24 protein-coding genes are annotated in these 25,900 nt (G+C 69.1%); 5 read left to right on the forward strand and 19 right to left on the reverse strand.

What is annotated here, in order from left to right; all coding sequences use genetic code 11:
- Nucleotides 1-113: 113 nt before the first annotated feature.
- From J2S73_RS09650 to J2S73_RS09680, 7 genes are all read right to left on the reverse strand, one after another.
- Nucleotides 114-341 (reverse strand): hypothetical protein, encoded by a 228-nt coding sequence (locus J2S73_RS09650; RefSeq protein ID WP_306885308.1) that lies wholly within the window; start codon nucleotides 339-341, stop codon nucleotides 114-116.
- A 92-nt stretch (nucleotides 342-433) separates the two neighbouring features.
- The gene (bchZ, locus tag J2S73_RS09655) at nucleotides 434-1,879 is read right to left on the reverse strand and encodes a chlorophyllide a reductase subunit Z (protein ID WP_306885309.1); all 1,446 of its coding nucleotides are present in this window, start codon (nucleotides 1,877-1,879) and stop codon (nucleotides 434-436) included.
- The gene (gene bchY / locus J2S73_RS09660) at nucleotides 1,879-3,435 is read right to left on the reverse strand and encodes a chlorophyllide a reductase subunit Y (RefSeq protein ID WP_306885310.1); all 1,557 of its coding nucleotides are present in this window, start codon (nucleotides 3,433-3,435) and stop codon (nucleotides 1,879-1,881) included. Before bchY ends, bchZ begins: the two co-directional genes overlap by 1 nt.
- A gap of 12 nt (nucleotides 3,436-3,447) precedes the next feature.
- Nucleotides 3,448-4,464, reverse strand: a complete 1,017-nt coding sequence (locus tag J2S73_RS09665) for a chlorophyllide a reductase iron protein subunit X (protein ID WP_306885311.1) — start codon at nucleotides 4,462-4,464, stop codon at nucleotides 3,448-3,450.
- Nucleotides 4,461-5,402 (reverse strand): chlorophyll synthesis pathway protein BchC, encoded by a 942-nt coding sequence (bchC, locus tag J2S73_RS09670; protein WP_306885312.1) that lies wholly within the window; start codon nucleotides 5,400-5,402, stop codon nucleotides 4,461-4,463. Before bchC ends, J2S73_RS09665 begins: the two co-directional genes overlap by 4 nt.
- Nucleotides 5,403-5,499: 97 nt before the next feature.
- On the reverse strand, nucleotides 5,500-6,654 hold the full coding sequence (locus tag J2S73_RS09675; RefSeq protein ID WP_306885313.1) for a methyltransferase: 1,155 nt from the start codon (nucleotides 6,652-6,654) through the stop codon (nucleotides 5,500-5,502).
- Nucleotides 6,655-6,661: 7 nt separating this feature from the next.
- Nucleotides 6,662-7,531 carry a polyprenyl synthetase family protein gene (locus J2S73_RS09680; protein ID WP_306885314.1) on the reverse strand — a complete coding sequence of 290 codons (870 nt, stop codon included), beginning with the start codon at nucleotides 7,529-7,531 and terminating at the stop codon, nucleotides 6,662-6,664.
- Between the two features lie 98 nt (nucleotides 7,532-7,629).
- On the opposite strand from J2S73_RS09680, the gene crtD reads away from it, so the two are divergent.
- Nucleotides 7,630-9,189, forward strand: coding sequence for a 1-hydroxycarotenoid 3,4-desaturase CrtD (crtD, locus tag J2S73_RS09685; protein ID WP_306885315.1), 1,560 nt, complete (start codon nucleotides 7,630-7,632; stop codon nucleotides 9,187-9,189).
- Nucleotides 9,186-10,046, forward strand: a complete 861-nt coding sequence (locus J2S73_RS09690) for a carotenoid 1,2-hydratase family protein (RefSeq protein WP_503128577.1) — start codon at nucleotides 9,186-9,188, stop codon at nucleotides 10,044-10,046. The genes crtD and J2S73_RS09690 overlap by 4 nt, the downstream gene beginning before the upstream one ends.
- A gap of 9 nt (nucleotides 10,047-10,055) precedes the next feature.
- Here J2S73_RS09690 and J2S73_RS09695 read toward each other — a convergent pair whose 3' ends face one another.
- From J2S73_RS09695 to J2S73_RS09740, 10 genes are all read right to left on the reverse strand, one after another.
- Nucleotides 10,056-10,187: a hypothetical protein gene (locus tag J2S73_RS09695; RefSeq protein WP_306885317.1), complete on the reverse strand. Its 132-nt coding sequence runs from the start codon at nucleotides 10,185-10,187 to the stop codon at nucleotides 10,056-10,058.
- 9 nt (nucleotides 10,188-10,196) lie between these two features.
- Nucleotides 10,197-10,685, reverse strand: coding sequence for a TspO/MBR family protein (locus tag J2S73_RS09700; RefSeq protein WP_306885318.1), 489 nt, complete (start codon nucleotides 10,683-10,685; stop codon nucleotides 10,197-10,199).
- 72 nt (nucleotides 10,686-10,757) lie between these two features.
- Complete coding sequence (locus tag J2S73_RS09705) at nucleotides 10,758-11,810, reverse strand: phytoene/squalene synthase family protein (RefSeq protein ID WP_306885319.1); 1,053 nt, start codon at nucleotides 11,808-11,810, stop codon at nucleotides 10,758-10,760.
- Complete coding sequence (locus J2S73_RS09710) at nucleotides 11,791-13,323, reverse strand: phytoene desaturase (protein WP_306885320.1); 1,533 nt, start codon at nucleotides 13,321-13,323, stop codon at nucleotides 11,791-11,793. The genes J2S73_RS09705 and J2S73_RS09710 overlap by 20 nt, the downstream gene beginning before the upstream one ends.
- Entirely contained in the window at nucleotides 13,320-14,198 is an 879-nt protein-coding gene (gene bchO, locus J2S73_RS09715) for an alpha/beta fold hydrolase BchO (RefSeq protein WP_306885321.1), read from the reverse strand. The genes J2S73_RS09710 and bchO overlap by 4 nt, the downstream gene beginning before the upstream one ends.
- Nucleotides 14,192-16,015, reverse strand: coding sequence for a magnesium chelatase subunit D (locus J2S73_RS09720; protein WP_306885322.1), 1,824 nt, complete (start codon nucleotides 16,013-16,015; stop codon nucleotides 14,192-14,194). The genes bchO and J2S73_RS09720 overlap by 7 nt, the downstream gene beginning before the upstream one ends.
- Entirely contained in the window at nucleotides 16,012-17,100 is a 1,089-nt protein-coding gene (bchI, locus tag J2S73_RS09725) for a magnesium chelatase ATPase subunit I (protein ID WP_370874436.1), read from the reverse strand. Before bchI ends, J2S73_RS09720 begins: the two co-directional genes overlap by 4 nt.
- A gap of 35 nt (nucleotides 17,101-17,135) precedes the next feature.
- Nucleotides 17,136-18,098 carry a 4-hydroxy-3-methylbut-2-enyl diphosphate reductase gene (gene ispH, locus J2S73_RS09730; protein WP_306885324.1) on the reverse strand — a complete coding sequence of 321 codons (963 nt, stop codon included), beginning with the start codon at nucleotides 18,096-18,098 and terminating at the stop codon, nucleotides 17,136-17,138.
- A 126-nt stretch (nucleotides 18,099-18,224) separates the two neighbouring features.
- Entirely contained in the window at nucleotides 18,225-18,719 is a 495-nt protein-coding gene (locus J2S73_RS09735) for a MarR family winged helix-turn-helix transcriptional regulator (RefSeq protein WP_306885325.1), read from the reverse strand.
- A gap of 116 nt (nucleotides 18,720-18,835) precedes the next feature.
- Nucleotides 18,836-20,065: a serine hydrolase domain-containing protein gene (locus J2S73_RS09740; protein WP_306885326.1), complete on the reverse strand. Its 1,230-nt coding sequence runs from the start codon at nucleotides 20,063-20,065 to the stop codon at nucleotides 18,836-18,838.
- A 454-nt stretch (nucleotides 20,066-20,519) separates the two neighbouring features.
- On the opposite strand from J2S73_RS09740, the gene J2S73_RS09745 reads away from it, so the two are divergent.
- A complete protein-coding gene (locus J2S73_RS09745; protein ID WP_306885327.1) occupies nucleotides 20,520-21,455 on the forward strand; it encodes an NAD(P)H-dependent flavin oxidoreductase in 936 nt (311 codons plus the stop codon).
- 134 nt (nucleotides 21,456-21,589) lie between these two features.
- On the opposite strand, the gene J2S73_RS09750 is transcribed toward J2S73_RS09745, so the two are convergent.
- Both J2S73_RS09750 and yghX read right to left on the reverse strand, forming a co-directional pair.
- Nucleotides 21,590-22,192: an SH3 domain-containing protein gene (locus J2S73_RS09750; protein ID WP_306885328.1), complete on the reverse strand. Its 603-nt coding sequence runs from the start codon at nucleotides 22,190-22,192 to the stop codon at nucleotides 21,590-21,592.
- 209 nt (nucleotides 22,193-22,401) lie between these two features.
- Nucleotides 22,402-23,301 carry a YghX family hydrolase gene (gene yghX / locus J2S73_RS09755; protein ID WP_306886293.1) on the reverse strand — a complete coding sequence of 300 codons (900 nt, stop codon included), beginning with the start codon at nucleotides 23,299-23,301 and terminating at the stop codon, nucleotides 22,402-22,404.
- Nucleotides 23,302-23,747: 446 nt separating this feature from the next.
- Between yghX and J2S73_RS09760 the strand changes: the two genes are divergently transcribed.
- Both J2S73_RS09760 and J2S73_RS09765 read left to right on the forward strand, forming a co-directional pair.
- Nucleotides 23,748-25,328, forward strand: coding sequence for an endonuclease toxin domain-containing protein (locus J2S73_RS09760; protein WP_306885329.1), 1,581 nt, complete (start codon nucleotides 23,748-23,750; stop codon nucleotides 25,326-25,328).
- Nucleotides 25,325-25,855, forward strand: coding sequence for a contact-dependent growth inhibition system immunity protein (locus J2S73_RS09765; RefSeq protein ID WP_306885330.1), 531 nt, complete (start codon nucleotides 25,325-25,327; stop codon nucleotides 25,853-25,855). The genes J2S73_RS09760 and J2S73_RS09765 overlap by 4 nt, the downstream gene beginning before the upstream one ends.
- Nucleotides 25,856-25,900: the final 45 nt, after the last annotated feature.

The following is a 25,900-nucleotide window of genomic DNA, read 5'->3' on the forward strand; positions in this document are numbered from 1 at the left end:
CCTCCGTAGTTTGGCCCGCGGGCCTTCACCGCATGGCCCCATGCGGCAGGGAACGCCGCAGAACATCCGCGACGCACTGGATCGCCCGGCGGTGCCGGGAGACTTCCGGCCGCCTACCTGATGAAGGCGAACGGAATGGTGGAATTCGCCAAGGCCTTGGCCTCGCCGAAAATCGTCTTGCGGTCGCCCGTCCGGACCAGGAGGTGGCCGGGCCAAACCGATGCCAGCCGGGCGATCAGCGCCGCGAGCAGGAACAGGGGGAAGGTGAGCAGGTAAATCCGCCGAAAGGCTTCCTGCTCCTGGAGGTTGCGCTGGGAAAGCGACAGCGGTCCGTGTTGCATGGCGGTGAGCTCCCTTCGCTTTGTCGATCGTCCCGACCGTCCCGCCGCAGGCGGGCTCAGGCCGGTCTCCCCAGAGGCGTGTGTCAGGATCGTCATGCCGCGTGCGCCTCCGACGCCTGTGTGAGGTGAGCGGTGGTGACGCGGTCCGCGCCGACGCGGCGCGCCTCGCGCTCGGCCGCATCGCGCAACTGCTTGGCGGCGGAGATCCGGATCAGGACGGGGGCGGCGGCGACTTCCGTTTCCAGCCGCTCAAGCGCCTCGTCGTCCCAGGGCAGCTCGGTATGGGGCCGGGCAGGCGTCGCATCGATGCGATCGAGGTCGGCCTGCAGCGGAAGGATGTTGAACAGCGCGTCGAACAGCGCGTTGCAGACTTCCTGGACCGCGTAGACGGCGCCGGAATAGCCCATGAACGGCGTGCCGGTGTGGCGGCGGATGATGGCACCAGGAAAAGAGGCCGGGATGAAGATGGCCCGGGCGCCGGTCTCCGCCAGATACATGCGCTCGTTGAAGCTGCCGAACACGACCAGCGGCGGGTTCTCGGCGATCGCCTGCTGCACGGCCGCGTTGTCGGTCTTCTCGCCCGGCTTGCGGGCGATCGCGAAATTGCAGGGCAGGCCGAGCTCTTCCGACAGGAAGGCGGAGATGCCGCGGGCGTAGGTCTCGTTTGCGACGATCCCGAAGCTGGCCGTGGCGAAGAAATCCTGGGTGACGGAGCGCCACAGGTCCCATAGCGGCTTGATGGTCGTGTGCTTCTCGCGCTCGATGAAGGGCTCCGGATCGAGCCCGAGCTCGGCGCCCAGTGCCCGCAGGAACTTCGTTGTCGACTGGAGGCCGATCGGCGCCTGGAAATAGGGCCGGTCGAGCGCCTCGCAGAGCATCCGGCCGTATTCGCGGTAGAGGCAGACGTTGGCCTCCGCGTCGGCCAGGCGGGCGACGTCGGCCAAGTGGCTGCCGAGCGGGAAGGTCATGTTGACCTTGGCGCCGATCCCCTCGATCAGCCGGCGGATCTCCGCCAGGTCGGAGGGCGTGTTGAAGGTCCCGTAGATCGGGCCGATGATGTTGACGCGCGGCGGTTCGCCGTCCTTGCGCGGCCGGGCCTTCGGGGCGCGGCCCTTCTTGGCGCCGTGCTCGGTCCACAGCCAGTGCATCGCGCGGTCGGCGCTCTGCCACTGATCCTCGTCGATGGTGCGCGGCAGGAAGCGCTGCAGGCCGGTGCCTTCCGGCGTCACGCCGCCGCCGATCATTTCGGCGATCGATCCGGTGACCACGACGCTCGGCAGGCTCGGGTCGAGGGTGGCGTGGGCCCGTTTCATCGCCGCCTCGGTGCCGTGCTGGCCGAGCTCGTCCTCCGACAGGCCGGTGACGACGATGGGCAGCTCGTGCGGCGGCAACGCGTCGGTGTAGTGCAGCACCGAGGTCACCGGCAGGTTCTCGCAGCCGACAGGACCGTCGATGACGACCTGCAGCCCCTTGATGGCGGTGAAGACGTAGACCGATCCCCAGTATCCGCCGGCCCTGTCGTGATCGAGCACCAGCATCACACGTTCTCCCCGCCGATGGCGTCCGCGAGGGTGGAATCGGCCGGCCGGGCGGCCTTGAGCTTCGCCGCGGTCTTCTTGCGGAAGGCCGGGCGATCCTGGGGAACGTCCTCCCAGACGCCGGCGGCATAGCCGGTGCCGACGCCTTCGAAGAAGGAGCGCATGGCGGTCATCCGCTCGCCGTTGGCAAGCGCCGCGTTGATCACCTGGGCCAGCGAGCCGGCGCCGGCCGGCCCGAACAGGGGCCGCGCCGAAATCAGGTTGGTGAAGTAGAGGGCGGGCCGGCCGCTTTCCTTCGCCTTCTGGACCACCGGGGTGGTGCCGATGGCGAGATCCGGCCCGAATTCCTCGAGCGCGGCGAGATCCTGTTCCAGCGAGGCGCGGTACTGGACGCGGACGCCCTTCGCCTCCAGCCACTCACGGTCGGGATCCGACCAGCGGGTGCGGGGGCAGGCGGTCCCGACATAGGGCACGTCGGCGCCGCTCTCGATCAGGAGCCGGGCCACCAGAAGCTCCGAGCCTTCGTAGCCGGAGACCGTCACGCGGCCGTTGATGCGGGCGGCTGACAGGGCGCCGGAGATGGCCGGCAGCGTGGCCGCCTTGGCCGCGTCGAGGGTGCTGCGTGCAACGCCGCAGGCGTCCGCCATCGCCTCCAGCCAGGCGGCGGTGCCGTCCAGGCCGACGGGCGCCGAGCCGACGATCGACCGGCCGGCCGCCTCGAACTCCCGGAACGAGGCCGTGTAGAAGGGATGGATCGCGGCGACGGCGGCGCAGTCGAGCGCGGCATAGAGCTCCCGCCATTCCCGGGTCGGCACGACGGGGCCGGCGGCGAGGCCGAGGGGCTCCAGCATGCGGCCGATGCCGACAGGATCGGCGGGGAACATCTCGCCCACCAGGGTGACGGTCGGCCGGCTGGAGCGGCCTTCGCGGGGCGCCTGGACCGGGCCGGTCTCCGCCTCGTTGCGGGCATAGGCGAGCATGGCGCCGGCGAGCACGTCCTTGGCCTCGGCATGGGTCGGCACGCCGAACCCGGGAACATCGATGCCGATGATCCGCACCCCGTTGATCTCCTTGGGCAGGAGCTGCAGGGGGACGCCGGAGGCCGTCGGAACGCACAGATTGATGATGACGACGGTGTCGTAACGCTCCAGGTCGGCGAGCTGGTGGACCGCCTCGCGGATGTCCTCAAAGAGCTTGCCGGTGACCAGCGTCTCGGAATTGAACGGCACGTAGCCGACGGTCCGCCGGGCACCGTAGAAATGTGACGTGAAGGTCAGGCCGTAGACGCAGCAGGCGGAGCCGGACAGGACCGTCGCCGTGCGCCGCATTCTGAGGCCGACCCGGAGCGAGCCGAACGCCGGGCACATCGACTGCGGCTGGTCGTGGGGACCCGTCGGATAGTCGGCGGCGTAGCGCTCAAGCGTCTCGCTCTTGCCGGCTGCCGCGGCAGCCCTGGCGAGCCGGTCCGCACCGCCGTGGCAGCCCTCGCCGGACGCCGCAGTGTCCACGGCGTCGTCCGGGCTCGTTGCGTCTGCTTGGGGGGCCGTGCCGTACATGAAGCTGCTCCCTCAAACCGTGTCGTAGATGACTTCGAGGGACGGCTTGTCGACGGCGTTCGCGCCGCACATGTCGGCCATGGTCGCCGGGGTCAGCGTGACGCCGCGGCCGACCGCCTCGCCCTTGAACAGCCCGAGAAGTCCGTCCTGGTCGAGGGGCGTCGGGTGCAGCGGCGGGGCTTCGGCGACGTTGGTCGCCAGCTCGCCGAAGAGGGAGCCCCACGTGCCGTCCGGATGGCCGATGATCTCGTAGTTGGCGCTCTTGCGCCGGATCTCGTCGTGGGCCGGGATCGAGGCCAGCACCGGAATGCCGACCGTCTCGGCGAATGCGGCCGCCTCACCGGTGCCGTCGTCCTTGTTGACGACCATGCCGGCCACGCCGACATTGCCGCCGAGCTTGCGGAAATATTCCACCGCGGAGCAGACGTTGTTGGCAACGTAGAGCGACTGCAGGTCGTTGGAGCCGACCACGATGACCTTCTGGCACATGTCGCGGGCAATCGGCAGGCCGAAGCCGCCGCACACCACGTCGCCCAGGAAGTCGAGCAGGACGTAGTCGAAGTCCCACTCGTGGAAGCCGAGCTTCTCCAGGAGTTCGAAGCCGTGGATGATGCCGCGTCCGCCGCAGCCGCGGCCGACTTCCGGCCCGCCCAGCTCCATGGCGAAGACGCCGTCGCGGACGAAGCAGACGTCGCCGATCTCGACGGTGTCGCCGGCGGCCTTCTTGCGCGACGAGGTCTCGATGATGGTCGGGCAGGCCCGGCCGCCGAACAGGAGCGAGGTGGTGTCGCTCTTCGGATCGCAGCCGATCAGCAGGACCTTCTTGCCGAGCTGCGCCATCATGTAGGACAGGTTGGCCAGCGTGAAGCTCTTGCCGATCCCGCCCTTGCCGTAGATCGCGATGACTTCGGTTTTCTTGGTGACGGGCGCCGTGTGCGCCGGATCCGGCTCGATCGCAGCTTCCTGCCGCAGATTTTCGTGGATCGTGCGCTGCTCGTGCGCGGTGGGCTTGGGGCCGATCGCGTTCATGCTGGCGTTCTCCAATCGAGGATCATCTTCAGGCAGGCCGGGTCGTCGAAGGCGGCCTGATAGGCAGCCGCCGCCTCACGGGCGTCACGGCGATGGGTGATGAGGCCGGACAGATCGAGCCGGCCGGCTTCCACGAGCGCCAGCACGCAGGCGAGATCGTCCGGCTGCCATTCGGCCGCCACGCGGATCCGCGCCTCGCGCATGAATGCACCCGGAAAGTCGAAGCCCAGCCGGTCCTCGTAGAAGCCGGCGAGGGCGATCTGGCCGCCGCGGGCAAGACGCCCGATCAGCGTGTCGAGGACGCGGGCGTCGCCGCTGACGTCGTAGATCGCGCTGTAGCCGCTGCGTGCATCGCTCTCGGGGTCGATCACGCTGTAGCCGACCGCGCCGGTGCGCCTGGCCGGATCGCGTTCCCAGACCACGGGCGCCAGCCCGAAGACGGCCAGGGTGACGCGGGCAAGCAGCCGGCCGAGCACGCCGTGGCCGACGATCAGGTCCGGGCAGGCCGCGTCTTCGGCGGCGATGGCGTGGTAGGCGGTCGCGGCGAGCGCCAGCAGAACGCCGTCCTCGGAGATGGTGTCATCGATGGGCGTCACCCGGCGCGCCGGCACGACGAGACGCGAGGCCGCGCCGCCGAAGAGCCCGCGCACGGAGCCGAAGCATCGGGCGCCTGGAACGAAGACGCGCTGACCGATCCGCAGGCCGGCGTTGGCGCCGGTCGCCGACACGCGGCCGACCGACTCGTAGCCGGGAACCAGCGGATAGCCCATGCCGGGGAAGGGCGGCATGCGGCCGCTCCACAGGAGGCGTTCGGTGCCGGTGCTGATGCCGCTCCACTCGATCTCGACCACCACGTCGTCGTCGCCGGTCGGCGCCAGATCGAGTTCGCGCAGTACCAGATGTTTCGGTTCTTCCAGAACGACGGCGAAAGTCTGCATGTCGTTTGCCCCTCCGTCGCTCAAGGTGGCGACGTTCAATGAGTGTAAGTCTAAATGGACTTTAGGTAGTGTCAAGATAAATAGACAGTGCAGTGCGTCAGGCCCGGGCGACCACGAGGCTGCACAACAGCCGCTGGCGGGTCGGGACGAGGCGGGCGCGGGAAAAGCCGGCTTGCTGCAGAAGGTCCCGGAACTCGTTGAAAGTGCGGGATCTTCCGTTGCCCATGGCCATCAGATAGAGGCCGAAATAGGCGTCCGTGATGCGGGCCGCGCCGGCGGTTCCGGAAATCGGTTCGGCGATCACCAGCGTTCCGTCCGGTGGCAGTGCGCGGCGGACAGCGCGAAGAATCTGCAGGACGGTCGCGTCGTCGTGGTCGAGGGCCACGCGGACCAAGGTCACCAGATCGGCGCTCGGAATCGGGTCGGCGAGGAAGCTGCCGCCCACCGCTGTGGCCCGGTCACCGACTCCGGCCGCGGCGAAGCGCGCGGCGGCCCGGTCGCTGACCGCGGGCAGGTCGAAGCAGACGCATATGAGATCCGGGAACCGCCGGGCAGCGGCCGCGACGAACGCGCCGTCGCCGCCGCCGACATCGACCAGCCTGCGGTGCCGTCCGAACGGGCAGGCGGACAGGATCTCGTCGGCGAGCATCGACTGGGAGGCGGACATCAGCGCCGAATAGTCTGTCACGGGCGCGCCTTCGAGTGCCTCCGGCCGGTCGGCGGCGGCATAGGGCCAGTAGCTGGCGAGCTCGGTCGGGCCGGCGGTGCCGCGCACGAGTGCGAGCGGATCGGCGAGATCGGCATAGAGAAAGCGGTGGTGGCGGATCATCGCCATCAAACCGGGGTCGGAGGCGACTACGGCGCCGGCCAGTCCCAGGCCATAGGTGCCATCACGCCGCTCCTCGACCAGATCGACCGCGGCGGCGGCTGCGAGAAGACGGCGCAGCCGGTCCGGCGGGACATCGGTCATGCGGCCGAGCGCCGACGCGTCGTGCGGGCCTTCGGCGAGCTTCTGGAGAAGGCCGAGTTCGACACAGGCGAAAAGCGTCTGGGAGTAGACGAACCCGGCCAGCAGATCGAACACCTGCCGGACGTTGCGTTCGGCCAGCGGGCGGATGAAGGGCAGCGAGAAGGCGAGGCGCTTGAAGCGCGGGCTGGCGATCAGCCGGTTGCGCAGGTCCTGCCAGGCGCCGCTGACAGATGGCCGGCGGCGCCGCGGTTCCGACACGACCTGGGCGTCGCCGGCGGCCATTTCGGCCTCAAGCGGCCACGCGGGCGAGGCCCTTGGGCAGGAAATGCTTGGCTTCCGCCCCGATCTGAGCGCGCAGGTCGTCGGCGCCCGCACAGTCCGGGATCGACGCGATTGCCGAGGCGATCAGGCCCTCCAGGCGCTTCACGGCTCCTTCCAGACCCAGCTCGGATACAGCGTTCGGCCGGTCGAGCGCGGCGTCCTGCCGGGCAGGCTTGCCCATGGTCGCGGCGTCGCAGACGGCGTCGCGCAGATCGTCGGCGACCTGATAGGCCTCGCCGATCCGTTCGCCGAGCATCCGCCAGGCATCGGGGTCGGCGCCGACCGAGGCCGCGCCGGACATGGTCGCGGTGGCGAACAGCGATCCGGTCTTGGAGCGGTGGTAGGCGGCGAGTTCGACGTCTTCTTCGGATTCCCACGCCTGACCCGCGGCGATCCCGTCGGGGGCGCCGGCGGCGCGACCGATCAGGCAAGCGAGCCTGGCGCTGAGCGCCGGTCCGGCAACCGCGGCGCGGGCCAGCGTCTCGAAGGCGAGCACGATCAGGGCGTCGCCGGTCAGCACGGCAAGGGGTTCGCCGAAGGCGACGTGGACCGACGGCTTGCCGCGCCGAAGCGCCGCGTCGTCGAAACACGGCAGGTCGTCGTGAACGAGGGATGCGCAGTGCAGGAACTCGATCGCGGTGGCCGCGGCGTCCGGCAGCGTCGGGTCTTCTTCCGCGCAGGCATGGGCGACCGACAGGCAGAGCCGGGGCCGCACGCGGGCCCCTCCGGGGAAGACGGCGTAGTGGAGCGCCCGGGCGAGTTTCGGCGGGCAGCCGGGGGTGGCGGCGTGGCCGAGGGCGGCTTCGAGAGCGAGTTCAATGCGCGAGGTCGGGTCCATGACGCCACTCCTGTCTGAGTCCGGTATGTAAAAAAGTATTGACGTTTTTTTGTGTAAGGTAAAGTAGACAATAGACTCGAACGATCGGAGGTGAGGGCGTGCGCCAGCGCAGGGTCGTTATCGTCGGCGCCGGAATGGCCGGCCTCGCGGCTGCGATCGATCTCGCGGCGCGAGGGGTCGAGGTCGTCGTCTTCGACGCGGCCGACGCGCCCGGCGGCAAAATGCGGGAGGTCCGCATCGCCGGTGAGCCGATCGATGCCGGGCCGACGGTGCTGACCATGCGGTCCGTGTTCGAGGAGCTGTTCGAGGCCGCGGGCGCGTCGCTCGCCGACCGCGTGCCGATGGATCCGGCGGAAACGCTCGCCCGGCATGCCTGGGACGAGGGTGGGCGGCTGGACCTGTTTGCCGACCGGGAGCGATCCGCCGATGCCATCGGCGATTTCGCAGGCGCGGCAGCGGCGCGGGGCTATCTCGCCTTCTGCGCCGAGTCGCGCCGGATCTTCGAAGCGCTCGACACCACATTCATGCGAGCCCAGCAGACCGGGCCGGCGGGTCTGACCCGACGCTTCGGGGTCACGGGAGCGGCCGACCTGGCAGCGATCAAGCCGTTCACCACCCTATGGCGGGCGCTCGGCAAGCATTTTCGCGATCCCCGGCTGAGGCAGCTGTTCGGCCGCTACGCCACCTATTGCGGGGGCTCGCCCTTTCTGGCGCCGGCCACGCTGATGCTGGTCGCCCATGTCGAGCAGTCGGGCGTCTGGATGGTGCGCGGCGGCATGCACCGGCTCGCCCGCGGGATGGCCGACCTGGCCGGGGAGAGCGGCGCGGTGGTCCGGTACGCCAGCCCGGTCGCCCGGATCGCCGTCCATGGCCGGGTGGCGACCGGCGTGGTGCTGGAGAGCGGCGAAGAGGTTGCGGCCGACGCCGTGATCTCTGCAGCGGACGTGTCCGCCATCGCGGGCGGCGCTTTCGGCGAGGCGGTCAGCGGCGCGGTGGAGGGCGTGCCGCCGGCGGAGCGCTCCCAGTCGGCGCTCACCTGGGCGGAGGTCGCGGTGCCGGACGGATTTCCGCTGGCCCGGCACACCGTCTTCTTTTCCAGCGACTACGAGGCGGAGTTCCGCGACGTGTTCCGGGACCGGCGCCTGCCGGAAGCGCCCACCGTCTATGTCTGCGCCCAGGACCGCGACGCGTCCGGCGGTCCGGCGGACGGCGAACCCGGAGCGGAGAAGGGAGGCGACCGCCTGGCCTTCATCGTGAACGCACCACCCGATGGCGACCGGCGGCGGTTCGACCCGGAGGAGATCGATCGATGCATCGAACGCGCGAAAAGCCTGATGGGGCGCTGCGGCCTGACCCTTCACGCGGGTCCGGGCGAGCGGACGACGACGACACCGGCGGACTACGAGCGGATGTTTCCCAACACCGGCGGGGCGCTCTACGGGCGGGCGCCGCACGGAGCGATGGCGGCGTTCCGCAGGCCGGGATCCCGCAGCCGGGTCTCCGGCCTCTATCTGGCGGGTGGGAGCGTCCATCCGGGTCCGGGCGTGCCGATGGCGGCGCTTTCGGGACGTCTGGCGGCGGAGGCGGTGATGCAGGATTTCGCTTCGACCGGCCGGTCCCGCCCGGCGGCTACGCCTGGTGGTATCTCGACGGGCTGAGCGACGATGGCCGCTCGGGGCTGACGATCATCGCCTTCGTCGGCAGCGTGTTCTCCTCCTACTACGCCTGGAGCGGCCGCGCCGATCCGGAAAACCATGTCTGCCTCAACGTCGCGCTCTACGGCGACGGGGGAAACCGCTGGACCATGACCGAACGCGGACGCCGTTCACTCCGGCGGACACCGGACACGTTCGAGGTCGGGCCGAGCGCCGTCTCCTGGGACGGCGAGACGCTGGTCTACCGGCTCGCGGAACGCGGGGCCCCGCTGCCGAGGGCGGTGTGCGGCGAGGTGAGGGTTCGTCCCGAGCCCCTGATCGACGAGGCGTTCACGCTGGACGCGCGGGGGCGTCATGTGTGGGCGCCGCTGGCGCCGGCGGCGGCCATCGAGGTCGATCTCGAGCGGCCGAAGCTGCGCTGGCGGGGTCGCGCCTATCTCGACAGCAACCGGGGCAGCGAGCCGCTGGAGGCCGGCTTCCGGCGCTGGCACTGGGCGCGCGCCCACATCGGCCGCGGCACCGCGGTGCTCTATGACGTCGAGCCGCGCGACGGGGAGCCCTTTTCGACCTTTCTTCGCTTCGGTGCGGACGGACGGCCCGAAGAGCTGCCGACACCGCCCGTAGCCGGGCTTCCGACCACGCTCTGGCGGGTCGGCCGCCGCATCGGCGCCGATGCGGGAACCGATCCGGCCGTGGTCCGGACGCTGGAGGATTCGCCGTTTTATGCGCGGTCGCTGGTGGAAACGACGCTGCTCGGTGAGATGGCGACGGCGGTGCACGAAAGCCTGTCGCTGGACCGGTTCGCCCGCGGCTGGGTCAAGGTTCTGCTGCCGTTCCGCATGCCGCGGATCACCTGGTAGCAGCCACAGTCACTCCCGATCGGCGCGGTCCTTCGTCTCCCGGCGCAGGCGCCGAATGGACATGATCTGCCAGACGGCGAACGCGAGCCCGCCGCCCAGCACAAGGATCAGTTCGGCGATGGCGAGCCAGGTGGGATCCATCGCGACACGTCAGCTCCGGACCCGGGCCGAGGGCAGGTTCAGCCGCCAGACGGCGACGTTGAGCGCCGAAGCGATGCTCACCCAGACGAGATAGGGCAGGAGCAGCAGCGCGGCCGTCTGGCTGTGGGGGTAGAATGCGACGATCGTGGCGAGGATCGAGAGCCACAGCGCGGCGACGTCCACGATCGCGAGCCCGGGCCGCCGCATGCCGAAGAAGATCGCCGACCACAGCGCGTTGAGGGCGAGCTGCACCCCATAGATCGCGAACGCGACCGGCGCTCCCTCGAATCCGGCTGCGCGCCAGACGAGCCAGCCCGAGACGGCGATCATGACGTAAAGAACCGTCCAGACCGGGCCGAAGACGTAGTTCGGCGGCGTCCACGAGGGTTTGGCCATTCGCTCGTACCACGGGCCCGGCCGGAACAGCGCCCCCGACAAGGCCACCAGCGTGCACGCCACGATGAAGCCAAAGAGGACCAGATAGGGTTCGAGCGTCATGCAGCCGGCTCCCGTGCCGTGCGGTGTGTGGTCCGGATGATACGGCGCATCAGGTGGCGCGGATCGACGGGATCAGGATTCCCCGACGGCTCGCCGGACCCGTTCGCGCCGTTCCAGCCGGTCGAACAGGTCGATGGTCGCGGAGATCCGGGCGCCGAAATCCCACCAGGGCGGGACGGCGGCAGGAGACGGTCCGAGCGGGCGGACCGCGTCGACGAGAAAGCCGGCTTCGGCAAGTGCCGGCGCGCCGGCTACCGTTGTCCGTCCGCCCATGCCGGCGAGCGAGGTGACGAGAAGCCGGCCCTTTCGGGCGTTGGAGACGACCGCGCGTCCGGCAAGCGGATCGAGCCCGCGCCGCTCCAGCTCGCGGCCGATCTCCTGATAGAGCCCCCGGGCGGCGCGGATGCCCGGCTGGCAGTCCAGCGGCAGGCGGGCGATCCCGGCGTCGGCCCGGGCGTAGAGGTCGTCGGCTGCGGACAGCAGGTGCTGAAGCGGCCCCTGAAGGCGTCGGGCACAGGAAGGATCGCCGCGCAGCAGCCTGTCGCGGTCGATGCCGGCCTCGTCGAGCCAGGCGGTCGGCAGGTAGATCCGGCCGTTGCGGGCGTCCTCGCCGACGTCGCGGGCAATGTTGGTGAACTGCATGGCGATGCCCAGATCGCAGGCCCGGGAGATCTGCTCCGGACTGCGGGCGCCCATCAGGAGGGCCATCATGGCGCCCACCGATCCGGCGACCCGCGCGGCGTAGGCGCTCAGGTCGGCCAGGGTCTCGTAACGCCGGCCTTCCGCGTCCCAAGCGAGGCCTTCGATCAGCGCCATCGGCAGCTCGATCGGGATCGCGAAGCTGTCGACCGTGCGGGCGAGCGCCCGGTCGACGGGGTCGGGGACCGGGTTGCCGGCATAGGCGCGCTCAAGACGGTCCCGCAGCCGCGCGATGGTCGCCGTCCGCCCGCCGGCCACGTCGACCGCGTCGTCGGACAGACGGCAGAAGGCATAGAGCGCGTAGGCCGGATCGCGGACGCGGCCCGGCAGCAAAAGGGAGGCCGCGAAGAACGACTTGGAACCGCCCTTGATGGTGGCCCGGCAGGCGGCGATGTCAGCAGCCTTTTCAGCGGAAGGTCGTTGCATCGGGCACCACCGTGTCGAGTACGCGGGCGGACGACAGGACCCCGGGGAGACCGGCGCCCGGATGGGTTCCGGCTCCGACCAGATAGAGGCCATCGACCTCTTCGCTGCGGTTGTGGGGACGGAACCAGGCGCTTTGGGTCAGCACCGGCTCGAGACCGAATGCGGCGCCCTTGTGGGAGGACAGACGGCTCTCGAAATCGGGCGGGGTCATGAGGCGCGAGGTCACGATCTCCAGGCGCAGACCGGGCAGCAGCGTCGCCTCCAGATAGGCTTCGATCCGTTGCCGGTAGGGTTCGGCGAGGGCCGCCCAGTCGAGGCCCGCGTCCATATGCGGAACGGGAGAGAGGACGTAGAAGGCGTCGGAGCCGGGCGGGGCGAGGCTGGGGTCGGTGGCGGTCGGCCGGTGCAGATAGAGGCTGAAGTCGTCGGCCAGGACCTTCCGATCGAATATGTCGCGCAAGAGGCCGCGATAACGCGGACCCATCAGGATGGTGTGGTGGTCGACGTCCGGGTATTGGCGGCGGGTGCCGAAATACCAGACGAACAGGCTCATGGAATAGCGCGCCTTGTCGATGCGGCGGTTGGTCCAGCGGCGCCGCGCCGAGGCAGGCAGCAGCTTGCGGTAGGTGGTCGCGGAATCGGCGTTGGAGACGACGATGTCGGCCGCGATCGTCTCGCCTGAGGCAAGCCGTACGCCGCTGGCGCGGCCCTGATCGAGGGTGATCTCGGCGACGGGCGCGTTCAGGCGGACGCGGTTGTTCTGGCCTTCGATGAGCTTGACGAGCCCATCGACGAGCTTGCCCGTCCCGCCCATCGCGAAGTGGACGCCGAAGCGCCGCTCGAGGAAGGCGATCAGGCAGTAGATGGCGGTGGCGCGGAACGGGTTGCCGCCGATCAGGAGCGGATGGAAGCTCAGCACCGTGCGCAGGCGCTCGTCGCGGACGTAGCCCGACACGAGGCCGTAGACCGACCGGTATCCGCCGAGCCGGACCAGGTCGGGGGCGATCTTCACCATGCTGGAGGGCGCGTCGAAAGGCACGTGGCCGAGCTGTTCGAAGCCGACCCGGTAGACCGCCTCGCTGCGGTGCATGAAGGCGTCGTAGCCCTCCACGTCGCCCGGGGCGAACCGGCGCACTTCGGCCCGCATGGCCTCGGGATCGTCGCTGCAGTCGAACCAGGAGCCGTCGTCGAAGCGGATCCGGTAGAACGGCGTCATCGCCCGGAACTCGACTTCGTCGGCGCGACGGCGGCCGCACAGCTCCCAGAGCTCGTCGAACAGGAACGGGGCGGTGATGATCGTCGGTCCGGCGTCGAAGGTGAAGCCGTCTTGGCGGAAGACGCAGGCGCGGCCGCCGGCCATCTCCAGGCGTTCCAGCACGGTGACCCGGTAGCCGCGGGCGCCGAGCCGGATCGCGGCGGAAAGACCGCCGAAGCCGGCGCCGATCACCACGGCGTGCGGGCGGTCGGCCCGCTCCGTGGTGGCAAATGCCGGAGGTGGAACCGGGGCCGTCATGCCGCTTCGAGCGCTCCAAGCGCGTTGGAGCGTTCGACGATGATCTCCGCCACCCCGGCCGGATCCTCCTCGTGCATGAGGTGGCCGCGACCGGGCAGGACCACGCGCTCGCAGTGCGGAACCAGACGGCAGACCTTGCGCGCCTCGATCGGATCGACGAAGCGGTCGGCGCTGCCGACCAGAAGCAGCGTGGATGCGGCCAGCTTCGGCAGGTCGCGTTCGAGCGTCGCGAGATCCCAGTTCGCCATCATCTGCAGGGCAGCACCCACATGGGTAGGGTCGCGAAACAGCTGGCCGTAGAAACGCAGGCCCGCGGCATCGAGGGTCGAACCGCTTCCCGCGAGCATCCGTGCGACGGCCCCGCTGCCGGCCGACAGGGCGACGGCGTGGGGGACGAGCGGGTTGGCCACGAGAGCTCTGGCGAGCGACGGAAACAGCTGTCCGGCCGCGCCGCGGAAGGGCAGGAAGGCGCCGTTGAGCGCGACCAGGAGACGGGGACTGAGCGCGCCGTCGAGAACCAGGCGGGCGGCGATCGCAGCCCCCGCCGAATGCCCCACCACAATCGACGGCCGGCATCCGATCTCCTCCAGGAGGTCGCGAACCGCAGCCGCCATCGCAGGCAATGTCGGCCGGTTCCGCCGGAGCGTTTCGGTGAAGCCGTGGCCGGGCAGGTCGGGCGCGGTCACCCGGAAGTGCGCGGCGAGCAGCGGCATGAGATCACGCCAGGAATGGGTCGAGGCGGCTGTCCCGTGCAGAAGCAGCAGATCGGGACCGTGCCCCATGCGCTGGACGTGCCATCTCAGCTCCCCCGCGCGCACGAAGTCGCTTGTCTCCCGGTTCGGCCATTGGCGTCCGTCGGTGTCCCAGGTCAGCATGGCACCCGCTGCTCCCCTGCAGCGCGGTGGGGCGCGTGCCGCTCCGTCTCCACGGCACCCCGCACGATCGCGGACATGGCCTGGGCGCCGGCCTGCGGCATCGGAACGTAGCGGGCGGTCATTGCGTCGGCGAGTGTGCGGGCGCGCGGATCCGGCCGCGGCCCCGTATCGATCAAAAGGGCCGGCACACCGGTGGCGCGAAGGCCGGCGGCCTGGGCCGTTGCGTCCGCCGTGGCGACGCCCCGGTCGTGGCGCCCGTCCAAGGTGATGTTCGCCCGCCCGTCGGTGAGCAGCACCACCATCGGTGTGCGGTCGCGCCGGCGTTCCTGGTCGGCCAGGGCGACCGAAACCTGCAGCGCGCTGGCAAGCGGAGTCCCGCCGCCGCCCCGCATGCCGGCGAGGTTCCGCTTGGCCCGGAACAGGGACCGGGTGGCCGGGAGCAGCAGCTCCGCGCCGGTGCCGCGAAAGGTGATCAGGGCGACGTGGTCGCGCCGTGCATAGCATTCGGCAAGCAGCAGCTCGACGGCGCCCTTGGCTTCGGACAAGCGATGAAGGGCGGAGGAGCCGGACGCATCGACCACGAAGATCGTGGTGGTCTCGGTCGGGCGCTTGTGGCGGGCGATCCGGAAATCGCTCTTGCGGACGTGGATGCGGCCCGCCGCGTCGTCGGGCGTTGCGCGCAGGCGCTGCCAGGGAGCCGCAGCGCGCAGCGTCTCGATCAGGTTGAGGCGCGCGCCATCGCCGGGGCTGCCGGCGGTTGCCCCGACCGGGCGCCCCCGACGACGGGAGGCGGCGACGGCGCCGGTTCGCCCGCCAGCCCGGTCGCCGCCGCGGCCTGCGGCCGGCGTGCGCCAGCGTTCCAGCAGCTTGTCCGGGATGCTGGCGGCGGTGGCCGCGATGACGATGTCCTCGAGGCTTTCCGGATTGATCTTGTCGTCGTCCGGACCGGCCTCAGCCGTGTCCTGATCCTCCGGCGACGGCGGCTTCTCGCCGTCCTGGGGTTCGTCGATTTCGTCCGGGTCGGCCGGAAGGCAGGTTGCGCGGGGAGCCAGCACCAGGCGGGCCGCATCGACAACGTCGGCCTCGCAAACCTCGGACCGCCCGTCGAGCATGGCAAGGGTGCGGGCGACGGCCACGGCGAACCGGGACGGGCGCAGCGAGTCGATGCCAAGGGCGGCGGCGGTCGCGCACAGGGCTTCCAGGGCTTGATCGGGGACCGTGACCTCGGTGCGCAGGCTGCGGGCTTCGCTGACTGCCCCGGAGAGACGGTCGAGATCCGCCACCGCCTGCCGGTGATCGACGCCCGTCAGATCGAGATGAAGGGCGAGCCGGTCGCGGAGACCGGACGGCACGGCGTCCTCGTCGGTTGCGCCCTCGTCGAGGGCGACCATGGCGAAGCGGGCCGGCAGGCACAGATCGAGGCCGTCCCGGGCCACGGTGACGGTGCCGGTGTCGAAGGCCGCCGCAAGCCGGGCGGCGGTGGTGGAAGCGAGACGCTCGGCCATCGGCACCACGACCAGTCCGCCGTGGCTGGCGGCAAGCAGGCCATGGTCCGCCACGCGGCGGCCCGCGCTCAGGCTGGCAGCCAGGTCGAGACCGCCGATCAGACGGTCGTCGCCGATATGGGATGGCATCTTGCGGACCGGAACGCCGGCCGGCATCAGGGTGGTGAGGATGTCGAGCCAGCTCTGGCGGACGGGGCCGTGCGGCGCCCGCAGGACAACGCCGCCGAACCGGGCGCCGTCTATGGCGGTGATGGCGGCGGCGAGCAGCGCATCCGACCATGCCCGGTCGGCGGAGCCGTCCTCGTCGGTCATGGCCCGAAATGCTCCTGGAGTGCGCGGTCGAGGCGCGCGGTCGACCCGGTCTCGTCGAGAGGGTCGCGGCGCAGCCGGTGCCGGAGGGCCGGCAGCGCGACGCGGCGCAGATGATCGGCGGCGACGGCGTCCTTGCCCTCGAAGGCGGCGAGCGCGCGCGCGGCGCGGACCAGGGTGAGTTCGGCGCGGAGCCCGTCGGTGCCGATCGCCATGCAGAACGTGGCCGCCTCGCCGAGGATCTCGTCAGTGAGCGGCAGCGCATCCAGCCGGTTGCGCGCGGCGGTGATCTTGCGGCGGAGCGTACGCTCCCTGGCGGCCCAGTGCTCCACGAAGTCGGCGGGGGCGCGGTCGTAGGCGTCGCGCCGCTTCACGATCTCGATCCGGTCGGCGAGCGCCGTCGGGGTGTGGACGTCTACGGCCAGCCCGAATCGGTCGAGGAGCTGCGGTCGGAGTTCGCCCTCTTCCGGGTTGCCGCTTCCCACGAGCACGAAGCGGGCCGGGTGGCGGACGCTCAGGCCTTCACGCTCGACCACGTTCTCGCCGGAGGCGGCCACGTCGAGCAGCAGGTCGACGATGTGGTCCTCGAGCAGGTTGACCTCGTCGATATAGAGGAAGCCGCGGTTGGCGCGGGCGAGAAGGCCCGGCTCGAAGCGCTTTTCGCCGTGTGCGAGGGCGCATTCCAGATCGAGCGCCCCGACCACCCGATCCTCGGTCGCCCCGAGCGGCAGGTCGACCACGGGAACCGGACCCTGGCGGGCGGGCAGGTCCGCAGCGGCAAGGCACGTCTCGCACTGGCCGGCGGGATCGTCGGGGGGGCAGTGATAGGGACAGCCCGCAACCGCCCGCATCCGGGGCAGCAGCGCGGCGAGCGAGCGCACGGTGGTCGACTTGCCGGTGCCGCGATCGCCGAAGGCGAGCACGCCGCCGATGGAGGGATCGATGGCGGCGAGCGTCAGGGCGCGCTTGAGTTCGTCCTGACCGACGATGGCGGAAAACGGAAACGCCGGCCGGGTTTTGGTGCCGGAGCCCGGCTTGCCGGCGCCCGCACCGCTGTGTCGATCCCGACGATCGGCTTTATGCGGCATGTCGAGCATGTTGGCTCCTTCGCGTTACGACGATGTCAGGCGGCGGACTGGTCGAGGCTCCGCAGGCGCTCCGGCAGGGGGAACTGGACCGCTTCCTCGACGCCGTCGCGCTCTTCGACCGTGACCCGGCGCCAGTCGCCCAGACGGGCGACCACGTCCTGGACCAGGGCTTCGGGCGCGGACGCGCCGGCGGTGAGTCCGACGGCTCCGACGCCTTCCAGCCAGTCCGGATCCAGCATTGCCGGACCGTCGATCAGATGGCTCGGCACGCCGTGCCGCGCGCCGAGTTCGCGCAGCCGATTGGAGTTGGAACTGTTGGAGGCGCCGACCACGAGCAGGAGATCGACGTCCTCGATCAGATCGAGCAAGGCCTTCTGCCGGTTCTGGGTGGCGTAGCAGATGTCCCGGGTGTCGGGCCCGACGGCCGCCGGAAAGCGTGCGCGAAGGGCCGCGATCACGTCGCGGGTGTCGATCACGCTGAGAGTCGTCTGGGTGATGTAGGCCACACGTTCCGGATCGGCGACCTCGATGTCGGCGACCTCGGCCGGGCTGGCGATGAGATGAAGGCGGCCGTCGATCCGGCCTATGGTCCCGTCGATCTCGGCATGGCCGCGATGGCCGATCAGGACGACGTCGTAGCCGAGGCCGGCATAGCGCGCGCCCTCCTTATGGACCTTGCGCACCAGCGGGCAGGTCGCGTCGATGACGTCGAGGTCGCGGAGCGCGGCCTCGCCCTCGACCCGGCGCGACACGCCGTGGGCGCTGAAGACCGTGACGCCGCCGTCGGGGATCTCGTCGATCTCGTCGACGAACACCGCACCGCGGGCGCGCAGCCCCTCGACCACGTGGTGGTTGTGAACGATCTGATGGCGGACATAGACCGGCGCCCCGTAATGGCTGAGCGCGCGCTCGACGATTTCAATCGCCCGGTTCACGCCGGCGCAGAAACCGCGCGGTTGAGCCAGGACGACGAGGAGAGGGGCCGGTTCGCTGAGCATGGATGTGTTTTATCATCCTTACACAGCATATGTCATCTAAAATTGACACTGCGTGACGCTCCGGGATTGAGCGTCTGGTCGATGCGCCAACAACGGATCGTCACCCGCCGCCATAGGGTCTTGATGTCAGGATGGGGTATCGGCGTCGAGCGCTTTGAGCATGGCAACCAGGGCCGCGCGGGCGTCGTCGCCGCCGAGCCGTTCCGTCAGGCGCCGTTCGTAGTCGGCCCACAGCGCGGTCACGTCCCGGCAGATTGTCTGGCCTCCAGGCGTCAGAAACAGCATGCGTCCGCGCCGGTCGGTGGGCGACGTTTCGCGTCGCACCAGGTCTCTCGCCTCCATCTGCGCGATCAACGTGGCGAAGTTGGTGGTCTTGACCGAGATCGACTCGGCCGCCTCCGACTGGCTGATGCCGGGGCGGGCCTCGATCACCTTGAGCACCGCAAACTGCGCCGGCCGGAGGTCGTAAGCACCAAAGATTCCGGTCAGCTCCTGAAAGACACCGAGCTGTGCCCGCCTCAGAATGAAGCCGAGATGGCCATCGAGCGGATGGGCGGCGGTCGTCGCGCCGGCGCCATCGGATCTGGCGTGGTCGTCGTGCTTCTGGGGGGCGTCGGTCACGGGCATTCCGATCCGGGCTCAAATGCCGGTTCCCGGCGCGGAGCGGAAGCGCCATACCGGGAACCGGCCGCGTATGGACACGGCGGACGCGCGGAAGCCGCGCTCCGCCGCCGCTCTCAGTCCGTCAGCTTGTCCGTGATCTGGCGGAACAGTTCCTCGTTCTCCGCATCCCGACCGACGGGCTCGGCCGTGTAGCTCGCCTTCACGATGACCAGTTCGTTGGCGGGGTCGATATAGATGTACTGATGGTGAAGGCCCAGCGCGGCGTAGACGTCGCTGTCGGTGAAGGTCCACCACTGATACTGGTAGCCGAGATCTTCACCTTCGGCCGTGGGCTCGTACCCTTCGTCGGGGACGGTGGCGTCCTCGACCCAGTCGGCCGGCACGACCTGCTTCCCGTTCGCCTTGCCGCCGTTCAGGAACATCAGTCCGAAACGGGCATGGTCGCGCGCGGTTGCGTTCAGGCCTGCCCCGTAGAATTCGCGGCCCACCGATTCCGGACCGTCCATGATCCAGTAGGCGTCGCTCTCCATCCCGGCCGGCTTCCAGAGCTTTTCGGACATGTACTCGGCGCCGGGCTTGCCGACCGCCTTCTCAACGATGCAGCCGAGGACGCTGGTGTCGAGTGTCGCATAGTTGAAGACCTCGCCCGGTTCGTGGGCGCCGGGCCGCGATTCATCGGCGGCATAGTCGCACCAGCGGTACTTGTAGCCGACGAGCGAATTGTCGTGGACCGTGGTGAGCTGGGTCTCGCTGCCGAACTTGTAGACCTCGAGCCAGTCGACCCCGGAGCGCATGCGCAGCAGGTCACGGATGGTCGTGCCGTCGTAGCCGCTGCCCTCCATCTCCGGGAGATATTTCGTCACCGGGTCATCGAGGCTGTCGATCGCCCCGTCGGCGAGCGCCAGGCCGACCAGCGTCGACACGTAGGACTTGGCGACGGAGAAGGTGATGAACCGCGTGTCGGCATCACTGCCGTTGCGATACTCCTCGAAGACGATCTTCCCGTCCTTGACCACGACGAGGGCGTTGGTGGCCGTCGCCTCCAGCGCGGCCTCCAGATCCATCTCCTCGCCGTTGATCGTGTACCGACCCTCCAGCGAGACCGGCTCGCTCGGCAGCTCCCAGGTATCGGGACCCGCCTCGACGGTCCGCGTCGCAAACATCTGATCCATGTGCTGGAAGGTCAGATAGTTGAGCGCCGGGTCGAACATGTGGGCCCGGGCCTGGATCATGGTCGGTGTGAGCCAGCGCGAACCGTCATTCTGTGCCGCGGCCGGGGAGCCGAGAGCCGAGACCGCCAGGGCCATTCCGGTCATTCTGGCGAAGTATCGAAGTAACGCCATCACTTCCTCCCAATCAGATGTGCGAACCGATGGCCGAAATGATTATGGAATATAACTATTCAGTCAATGCGCGCCGAAGGAGAGGTCATCCACCAGCGTGGTACGTCAAAGCGGGCCCCGGGATCGGCGATTGACCGGCATTTCCTCATGAGTCTCTCTTGAGCGTGTGACAAGGATTGAGCGGAGCATCCCGTTGCCAAAGCCCTCTCCAGACGCCTCGCCTTGGTTGAGCCGGAAGTCGCGCGCGATTGAATCTATTAGGGACGCGGCCGACGCACGCGGCGGAAGCGGCATGGAGCGGTTCGGACGCCCGGGACTGGCGCCCCGGGACGGCCGGCCATGCTGCGGGATCTGCAGTGCCAGGGGTCGAAAGGCGGCCTGACCTCGTTACCCGGCAGATTGCCGCCTGCCGGGTGCCCAGCCTGCGTTTGACACGAAGAAGGAAAGCTGACCGATGCCGCTACCGGACGCCCTACGAGGCAGGCTGAGCGCCCCTGTCATCGCCGCGCCGATGTTCCTGACGTCCGGTCCGGATCTTGTCGTGGAGGTGTGCCGCTCGGGCCTGCTGGGAACCTTTCCGGCCCTCAACCAGCGCACGACGGAAGGGCTTTCCGACTGGCTGGACGAGATCGAACAGCGGCTTGCCGACGTGCCGGGTGCGGCTCCCTACGGCGTCAATCTGATCGTGCATCGCTCCAACCCAAGGGTTGAAGACGACCTGGAGGAGGTCGTGCGCCACAAAGTGCCGCTGGTGATCACGTCGCTCGGCGCGGTGAAGGACGTGGTGGACGCGGTCCATTCCTATGGCGGCCTGGTCTTTCACGACGTGGTCAACGTCCGCCATGCGCAGAAGGCGGTGGAGGCGGGCGTCGACGGGATCATCGCCGTGTGCGCCGGCGCCGGCGGCCATGCGGGTGTCCTCAGCCCGTTCGCGCTGATCCCCGAAATCCGGTCGATCTTCTCCGGCACGATCGTGCTGTCCGGGGCGATCAGCACCGGCAGCCAGGTGGCCGCGGCGCGGTTGATGGGAGCGGATCTCGCCTATCTCGGGACACGGTTCCTGGCGACCCGCGAAGCCATCGTCGACGACCGCCACAAGGAGATGGTGGTGGGCGCGAAGGCGGCCGACATCGTCTATACGCCCAACATCTCCGGCGTGCCGGCGAGCTTCCTGCGCCAGAGCATCGTCGAAGCCGGCCTAAATCCGGATAACCTGCCGCCGCACGGTACCCTCGACATGACCAACGAAGCGCGGGCCTGGAAGACGGTCTGGTCGGCCGGGCAGGGCGTGGGGTCGATCGACACGGTGCCGGGTGCCGCCGATCTCTGCCGCACCCTCGTCAGCGACTACCGCGCGGCGATCTCGGGCCTTGCCGACGAACTGCTGTAGTGGGGCACGGAGGGCCGGCTGAAGGCCGGCCGTAGCGTCGGGGTCGCCGATGTGACGCTGCGCGATGAAGACGATGCGGTCTCTGCGATCGGCCGCGGTGCGGTCCTGACCGCCGAGGCCCCACAAGGGGACTGTCAGGGGCAGGTCGTCACCTGATTGGAACAGGTGCCGACGGACCAGCCGCGCAGCTTTGCGCCGAAGAACTGCCCTTCGACGTCAACCCACGACCCGGTGCAGGCATGAAGCCGATCGACGACGAACCCGTCCGGGCCCGATCTGGCAGAGGCACTGTAAAGGTCGGCGACTTCCTCGGCATTGGCGGACGGCTTCGCGTAAAGCGTGCGATGGTTGAGAAGAAGCGCGAGCTTGTCGCCGTTAACCCATCCACGTCCCTCGAAGACCACCGTCGACGGATCGCTTCTGTAGTAGTCCACGACGACAGCCTCCCGGATCAGAAACCAGCCATTCCTCGATCCGGCAATCGACACCTCTGTTCCGATCGGGCTGCCGTCGAACCGCTTCGATGGCGGCAGGGTTGCGAGGACAGGAGTGCCGATCCCAGGCCCTTCGTGCACGGTCAACCCGTGTGGACGGTCGTCCTTCGACCAGGCGGAGATGGTGCAGGGCACGACATCTGCGGTTTCGGTGTCGCCGAGCGCCGCCGGGGAGGTGAGGCACAGAATCGCGGCAACTCCGATTGCTCTCCGGCAACACCTGAACGCAGTCCGTTGCTGCATCGCTACAGCTCCTGAACGTCTCCAATCTGTTGTCCCGGAGGACGGTAAGTCCGGGCCTCGGGAAGAGATGGGAACTGAGCCGTTCCTGCGCCACCGCTCCGCGATCTCCCGGTGCCATGCCGCGGGCGGAGTGGCTTCGCCGTAAAGGACGGGCTCGCCGGCCTCGACGACGGCGAGGCCGGTCGATGCGATAGGGCCGCTGGGGGGCTTCACTCCCTCAGATGCGTATCAAAAAATGCGAGCGTCCGTTCCCACGCAAGCTGCGCGGCCTCCTCATCGTACCGAGGCGTGGTGTCGTTGTGGAAGCCGTGATTCACGTCGGGATAGAAGTGGACCGAGAACTCTTTTCCGTTCTCTTCGAGCGCTGCACCGTACGCCTCCCAGCCCGCATTGATGCGGTCGTCCAGCCCGGCATAGTGGATCATCAGCGGGGCTTCGATCGCCGGAACGTCCTCTACGGCTGGCTGCCGGCCGTAGAACGGGACGGAGGCCGCGAGGTCCGGATACGCAACGGCCAGCGAGTTGCAGACGCCGCCGCCATAGCAGAAACCGACGCAACCGACCCTGCCTGTGGACTGGTCGTGATCACGCAGGAATTCGAACGCGGCGAAGAAGTCCTCCATCAGCCTGGCGCCGTCGAGCTGGCGCTGCATCTCGCGCCCCTCGTCGTCATTGCCGGGATAGCCGCCCAGTGGGGTCAGGCCGTCGGGTCCGAGCGCGAGATATCCCGCCTTGGCGGTGCGACGGACCACATCCTCGATATACGGGTTGAGGCCACGGTTCTCGTGCACGACCAAGACCGCCGGCAATGGGCCTTCCGCGTCGGCCGGCCGCGCCATCAGCGCGCGGATCGTGCCGTGGCCTTCCGGGCTTTCGTATTCGATGATCTCGGTCGTGATCGACGGGTCGTCCGGCGCAACCTGTTGGGCGAGCGCGTAGTTCGGCTTGAGCTGCTCCAGGATCATCGCGCCGGTCACGCCCGCCGCGGCGTACTGGCCGGCCTGCATGATGAACGCGCGCTTGGATATCTTGCCGTGCACGTAGCCGTCGAAGATCTCCAGGATGCGCTGGTCGAAGTCGCGCGCCCGTTTCCGTGAAGTCTGCGTCATCTGAGCATTCCCCGCTGAAGATGTCTCCGGCAAGTATGGCCTCACTTGCCGGTAACGGCGTTTGCACATGTCCGTGTTCCCTGCGCGCGTCCATCTGGTCGCGTTCCAGCGCGCGAGCGAAATACCCCCCCGGTGCAACCTGGGTCGCGGCGAATGGTGACAGCTTATCCCCGCGCAGAGGCGGCCGCTCCGGGACCTGTCCCTGCGGATGCCGAGGCGATCCGTCGTGGGCCCACCAAGGAAACAGACGAGTGATGACAACACCTTGGCCGCGCCCACGGCTGATCGTCCGGTCTTCGGCCCGGGTACGGTTCGGCCGACGGCCCGCCGGGCACCGGGCCAACTAATCCCCCCATCCTCCGACGCCCGCATACTTCGTTCGGTCAACGGAGCATGGAGCGGCGATGCGCGCGGATGATCGGGAGCTGCTGGGTCTGCGGATGGAGATGGCGGCGATCCGCTTCGATCCGCGTGCGGCCGGAAGGTCGGTGCCGGCCACGAAGAGGGCGGATCGCAGCTCCAAGCGGGCTCGGTTCGCTGCGCGCCTGAATGCCGACGCCCGGGCCAACGGCCGGATGCTGCTTTCGACACTGCGCGCGCTCGATCTTTCTCCGCGTGATCTTCCCGACATAACCGAGCCGCGGGCGGAGGCGCTCGCCGAATGGGACCGGCGCGCCCCGCTTCTACTGGGGGACCCGCAGGGCGGGGCCGAGCGCCGGCCGGCGGCGCTGCAGGTCCTGGAAGACGACATCGCGCTGCGGTTCACCAGTCGGATCAATGCCGAGCGACAGCAGGCGCTCGGGATCGACCGCTATGTCTGGCGAAGCCGCGACGACGCGCTGGTGCGGCCTGGCCATGCCGTCCGCGACGACCGGGTCTTCTTCTGGGACGAGCCGCCGGAAGGCGGGCATCCGGGCGAGGCCTACAACTGCCGATGCGTGGCCGAACCGGTGCTCGCCGACGAGCCGGAATGGCGTCCGACGATCGACGGCAGCTACGGCCGGGCGATCGACCGGGCGATCCTCGAAGGCGCCTTCGACGCGGCCATCGACTTCGCGTCCGATTTCCTGCCGTCGGTGGACGATCTCTGGGCGCTGCTCGACGCCTTGGCCGAGCTTGCGGAGGTTGGCGCCGACGCCGCGGAACTCGCCGCCCTCGTCGTCAGGGACGCGCTCGTCGGCCTCGATGACGGTGAGGTCGCCCGCCGCGACGCGCTGCTCGGGGCAGCCGGCGCCTGGGCGCGCGGACTTAGCAGGGCGCTGCGCGATGCGCCGGCGCTGGCGGAGGGCCTCGTCGCCTATGTCGGTGCGCTGGAGGCGCGTCCGGCCGAACTCGACCGGGCCTATCGCCGCGGCCTTGCCACGCGGGCGGATGTCGAGGAGGCCCATCGCGAACGCAGCTACGTCCGCACGTCGGCCGCCCTCTACGGACTGGCCACGGCCCTGTCGGCGCGGACCGCGGCCAAGGGGCTGACGACCCGGCTTATGCGACGCCTCGGGCGTCGGACGGATCTGGGAGACGAGGCGGTCGGCGCCAGCCTGTTGGCCCGTGCGCGGCGGGCACGCGCCGTGTCTCCGCACGCGGATTGGCGACGGATCGACAATCCAGGCATCCAATGGGGCAGGGGGATCAGGCAGCAGGGCCACCCCTGGGAGCAGCATCTGGCGACGCGGGGCGATCTCGGCGAGTGGATCGCAGAGCGCGCGCCGAACTTCAAGACGTTTGACTTTTTTGATGAATCAAAAGGCCTCGCAACCAGCGCGAAGACACTTGACACGAGAGCGCTAAGCTATGTGCGTCAACCGCGAAGAATTTTCGTAGCGATGAAGGGCTACATCGATAAGGCGTATGCTTTCGATCGCCACAGAGTTGGGAGATACGAGATTCGAGTTGCTCAGATTGAATCAATTACACTTAAACTAGCTGTACCCGTTGGTACTTCTCATGAACAAATAAAAGAGATCAATCGCGCCCGGGCCTATGCCGAGAGCCTCGGCATCGAGATGGAGGTGACGTTTGTCCGATGAAAGATCGAAGTCAGCGCAGTGCGCCACCCCCCGAAGAGCGGAAAGAGGCCAGCGTCACCGCCTTCAAGAAATTCTATCGGATCCACTCCTGGGCGGTCTTTCGGGCCTGTCTGCTCGACCCCGATGGAATCGATGGCGACCATCCACCGGATCTGGACGATGCGGCTCTCGGGGCGGCCGCGCGCGAAGCGCTGCTGGCCAGCCGCTTCATCGGCCCCGATCATCCCGACTGGGGTCGCGTGAGGGCCTCAGTAACGCCGGAGGCTGCTCGATCCGATGAGGAACGTTTAAAGGCTCGTGCTGGAGTAAAGACCCAACAGGCACTCTACAGCGGCGTGGGCGAAGTCAGTCTGACGCTGAAGGATGGCAATATCAGGCTGCTTCCAGGGAAGTATCAGGGACGCGGTGGGTTTGGCTCATTGAACGGTGTCGACCCCACGGAGCTTCCCGAAACCGTTTCGGACGCGGAGCTGGGGGCCGCCATCCGCCACTTGGTCGATGTCAGCCGCCGGCCCTGGCGATACTGAGCGGGCAGTCAGGGACGATGGGCCGAGCTGGCGCGATCAACCGCG

Origin of the sequence: Amorphus orientalis, assembly GCF_030814015.1 — a bacterium.
GTDB classification, from domain to species: Bacteria; Pseudomonadota; Alphaproteobacteria; order Rhizobiales; family Amorphaceae; genus Amorphus; species Amorphus orientalis.

What these genes read in the sequence shown, in the direction of transcription:
- J2S73_RS09650 (WP_306885308.1), bottom strand. Translation starts at nt 341, where the DNA reads ATGCAACACGGACCGCTGTCGCTTTCCCAGCGCAACCTCCAGGAGCAG.
- bchZ (WP_306885309.1), bottom strand. Translation starts at nt 1,879, where the DNA reads ATGCTGGTGCTCGATCACGACAGGGCCGGCGGATACTGGGGATCGGTC.
- bchY (WP_306885310.1), bottom strand. Translation starts at nt 3,435, where the DNA reads ATGTACGGCACGGCCCCCCAAGCAGACGCAACGAGCCCGGACGACGCC.
- J2S73_RS09665 (WP_306885311.1), bottom strand. Translation starts at nt 4,464, where the DNA reads ATGAACGCGATCGGCCCCAAGCCCACCGCGCACGAGCAGCGCACGATC.
- bchC (WP_306885312.1), bottom strand. Translation starts at nt 5,402, where the DNA reads ATGCAGACTTTCGCCGTCGTTCTGGAAGAACCGAAACATCTGGTACTG.
- J2S73_RS09675 (WP_306885313.1), bottom strand. Translation starts at nt 6,654, where the DNA reads ATGGCCGCCGGCGACGCCCAGGTCGTGTCGGAACCGCGGCGCCGCCGG.
- J2S73_RS09680 (WP_306885314.1), bottom strand. Translation starts at nt 7,531, where the DNA reads ATGGACCCGACCTCGCGCATTGAACTCGCTCTCGAAGCCGCCCTCGGC.
- J2S73_RS09695 (WP_306885317.1), bottom strand. Translation starts at nt 10,187, where the DNA reads ATGGATCCCACCTGGCTCGCCATCGCCGAACTGATCCTTGTGCTGGGC.
- J2S73_RS09700 (WP_306885318.1), bottom strand. Translation starts at nt 10,685, where the DNA reads ATGACGCTCGAACCCTATCTGGTCCTCTTTGGCTTCATCGTGGCGTGC.
- J2S73_RS09705 (WP_306885319.1), bottom strand. Translation starts at nt 11,810, where the DNA reads ATGCAACGACCTTCCGCTGAAAAGGCTGCTGACATCGCCGCCTGCCGG.
- J2S73_RS09710 (WP_306885320.1), bottom strand. Translation starts at nt 13,323, where the DNA reads ATGACGGCCCCGGTTCCACCTCCGGCATTTGCCACCACGGAGCGGGCC.
- bchO (WP_306885321.1), bottom strand. Translation starts at nt 14,198, where the DNA reads ATGCTGACCTGGGACACCGACGGACGCCAATGGCCGAACCGGGAGACA.
- J2S73_RS09720 (WP_306885322.1), bottom strand. Translation starts at nt 16,015, where the DNA reads ATGACCGACGAGGACGGCTCCGCCGACCGGGCATGGTCGGATGCGCTG.
- bchI (WP_370874436.1), bottom strand. Translation starts at nt 17,100, where the DNA reads ATGCCGCATAAAGCCGATCGTCGGGATCGACACAGCGGTGCGGGCGCC.
- ispH (WP_306885324.1), bottom strand. Translation starts at nt 18,098, where the DNA reads ATGCTCAGCGAACCGGCCCCTCTCCTCGTCGTCCTGGCTCAACCGCGC.
- J2S73_RS09740 (WP_306885326.1), bottom strand. Translation starts at nt 20,065, where the DNA reads ATGGCGTTACTTCGATACTTCGCCAGAATGACCGGAATGGCCCTGGCG.
- J2S73_RS09745 (WP_306885327.1), top strand. Translation starts at nt 20,520, where the DNA reads ATGCCGCTACCGGACGCCCTACGAGGCAGGCTGAGCGCCCCTGTCATC.
- J2S73_RS09750 (WP_306885328.1), bottom strand. Translation starts at nt 22,192, where the DNA reads ATGCAGCAACGGACTGCGTTCAGGTGTTGCCGGAGAGCAATCGGAGTT.
- yghX (WP_306886293.1), bottom strand. Translation starts at nt 23,301, where the DNA reads ATGACGCAGACTTCACGGAAACGGGCGCGCGACTTCGACCAGCGCATC.
- J2S73_RS09760 (WP_306885329.1), top strand. Translation starts at nt 23,748, where the DNA reads ATGGCGGCGATCCGCTTCGATCCGCGTGCGGCCGGAAGGTCGGTGCCG.
- J2S73_RS09765 (WP_306885330.1), top strand. Translation starts at nt 25,325, where the DNA reads ATGAAAGATCGAAGTCAGCGCAGTGCGCCACCCCCCGAAGAGCGGAAA.